The organism is Geomonas sp., assembly GCF_056994735.1.
This window is the reverse complement of record NZ_JBXKJL010000165.1, coordinates 1-2,252: the sequence shown is the minus strand read 5'-3', so window position 1 is coordinate 2,252 and position 2,252 is coordinate 1. Positions and strand designations below refer to the sequence as shown.

Below are 2,252 nucleotides of genomic sequence, written 5' to 3'. Positions count from 1 at the left end.
ATGCCTACTCTTTTAAGGATAATATCGTAGGCTGGAACGAGGACTTAATCGCCGGCATAAGCGATGGTCGAAAGCAGCGCTAAGGCATCCTGACGCGAATCGAGCCGGGTGTGCTGGACCACGATCGGAACATCCGCTTCGATCACGCTGGAATAGGGCGTATCGGTAGGGATCGGTTCAGGATCGTTCAGGTCGTTGAAGCGCAGATGCCGGGTGCGCCGGGCCGGCACCGTCAACCGGTAAGGACCGGCCGGCGCGCGATCGCTGAAATAGATGGTCAGAGTGACCTGGGCGTCCTGATCATTGGCATTGAGAATGCAAGCCGCCTCGTGGCTTAGAAAGCGTGGATCGTCGCCATGAGTACTGGAGGGTCACTGCCATTAAGTTAAGCCTACCTGTCTCCATAATAGGTGACTCTGAATGCCTTGGGAGTCACCGATGAACCCTGTTACGTACACGATAGAAACAACCCGTCACCTGCTCACCGACGAGGGGTTTAAAAGCCGGCATCGCGCGAGTGACCAGGCGTTCACGCGGGTGCGCTGTTTGCCGTTTGCCGTGGTGTTGGTGCTGATCCTGAGAAAAAGCGTGAAATCCTTGCAAAACGTCGTCAACGAAGCGATGGCCTGGCTGACAGCCGAGCCGGTCACGGCGAGTGCTTTTTCCCAGGCCCGCTACAAACTCCAGCACACCGCGTTCCTCGAACTGAATCAGAAGGCGGTGGTGGAAAGCCGGTATCGGGACGCGGACTTTCGCACCTTCTGGGGCTTTCGGGTCTTGGCGGTTGACGGTTCGAAGGTGCTGCTGCCGGATACGGAAGACGTGCGCGCGGCGTTTGGGACGATCGCCTATTCGAACGGGAAAGATGCCCAGATTCAGGGTGAGCGCCCCTATGCCCTGGCCTCGGTGCTGTATGACGTGCTCAATCGGGTCGCCTTGGATGCCACCCTGGGCCAGGCCGACGCGTATGAAGTCGCCTTGGCTATCGGCCATCTGGCCCACACCGGCCCGACCGATTTGCTGGTCATGGATCGCAATTATCCGTCGTACCGCATGCTGGCCGAACTGACGCAGCGGGAGCGGAATTTCGTCATCCGCTGTTCGGCGGCCTCGTTCGGGGTGGCGCGCCGCATGCTCCAAGGGGAAGGCCCAGACAGTCAAGTGGTCACCCTGACTCCGTGTGCGGCGCAAGCGCCCCTGATCCGTCAGCTCGGTCTGCCGCCAGCCTTGACGGTGCGTTTTGTCCGCGTGCGCCTCAGCACCGGTGAAAGGGAGGTGCTGGTCACCTCCCTGCGCGACGAGGCGCCGTATCCCACGGCCGGCTTCCTGGAGCTGTACCATTGGCGCTGGGGCGTGGAAACCTTCTATGGGGTGCTCAAGACCCGCTTGGACCTGGAAAATTTCTCGGGCACCGAGGCCGAAGCCGTCCGGCAGGACTTTCATGCGACCGTATACTTGACCGGCCTGGAAACGCTCTTGACCGAAGCGGCACAGGCCCAACTCGATGCGAAACAAACCCGTCATCCCCAAACCGTCAACCGGGCGGTCTCCTTCAACGCCATCAAACACCACGCCCTGGACCTGTTGTGGAGCGACCTGGACACCCAACCCTTGATTGAGCGGTTGACGGCGTTGTTTCTGACCAATCCGACTTCCGTGCGTCCGCAGCGCCATCCGCCCCGCCAGAAAACCTCGGCTAGAGCCTTGCTGGATTTCCACCGTCGACAGAAAAAGCATTGTTATTGAAAAAGATTCGCTTAACTTAATGGTAGTGACCCTCCGGCCGGGGAGGCGTGCGCCTGGAGCAATTCATGCAAAATCCCTTGCTGGGGGCACTGCCTCTGCTGGCCCAGGCGTTGGGCAATAAGTACGGCGTCAAGGTCGATATCGGCGGTCACGGCGCCTGGACCGATGGCGATACCCTCCATCTGCCGGCCCTGCCGCTGGCGGATGACGGCAAACTGTGGGTGCTGGCGAACGGCTATCTCGATCATGAAGCCGCTCATGTCCGGCACACGGATTTCACCGTGGCGCGCGGCACGACGCCGCTGCACCAGACGCTCAGCAATATGCTGGAAGATATCCGGGTCGATGCCCGTCTGGGCGAGCGTTATCCCGGCTGCCTGCGCAATGGTCACCGATTGGATACCCGGCTGGTGGCTGACGGTGCCTATCAGGTTCCAACGGCCGACGCCCATCCCGCCCAGGTGCTGCAGCGTTATCTGCTGCACCGAGGGCGTGCGCTGCTGCTG

Annotated in this window: 1 protein-coding gene and 2 pseudogenes; 2 read left to right on the top strand and 1 reads right to left on the bottom strand. The window is 60.7% G+C overall.

Features of this window, described 5'->3' with window-relative positions; genetic code table 11:
* Positions 1-44: 44 nt before the first annotated feature.
* Positions 45-359 (bottom strand): annotated as a pseudogene (locus AC11W3_RS07860) (sensory rhodopsin transducer); the annotation flags it as partial.
* Positions 360-438: 79 nt separating this feature from the next.
* Between AC11W3_RS07860 and AC11W3_RS07855 the strand changes: the two are divergent.
* On the top strand, positions 439-1,746 hold the full coding sequence (locus AC11W3_RS07855) for an IS4 family transposase (protein WP_484092762.1): 1,308 nt from the start codon (positions 439-441) through the stop codon (positions 1,744-1,746).
* Between the two features lie 65 nt (positions 1,747-1,811).
* Positions 1,812-2,252, top strand: a pseudogene (locus AC11W3_RS07850) (VWA domain-containing protein); the annotation flags it as partial.

What these genes read in the sequence shown, in the direction of transcription:
- AC11W3_RS07855 (WP_484092762.1), top strand. Translation starts at nt 439, where the DNA reads ATGAACCCTGTTACGTACACGATAGAAACAACCCGTCACCTGCTCACC.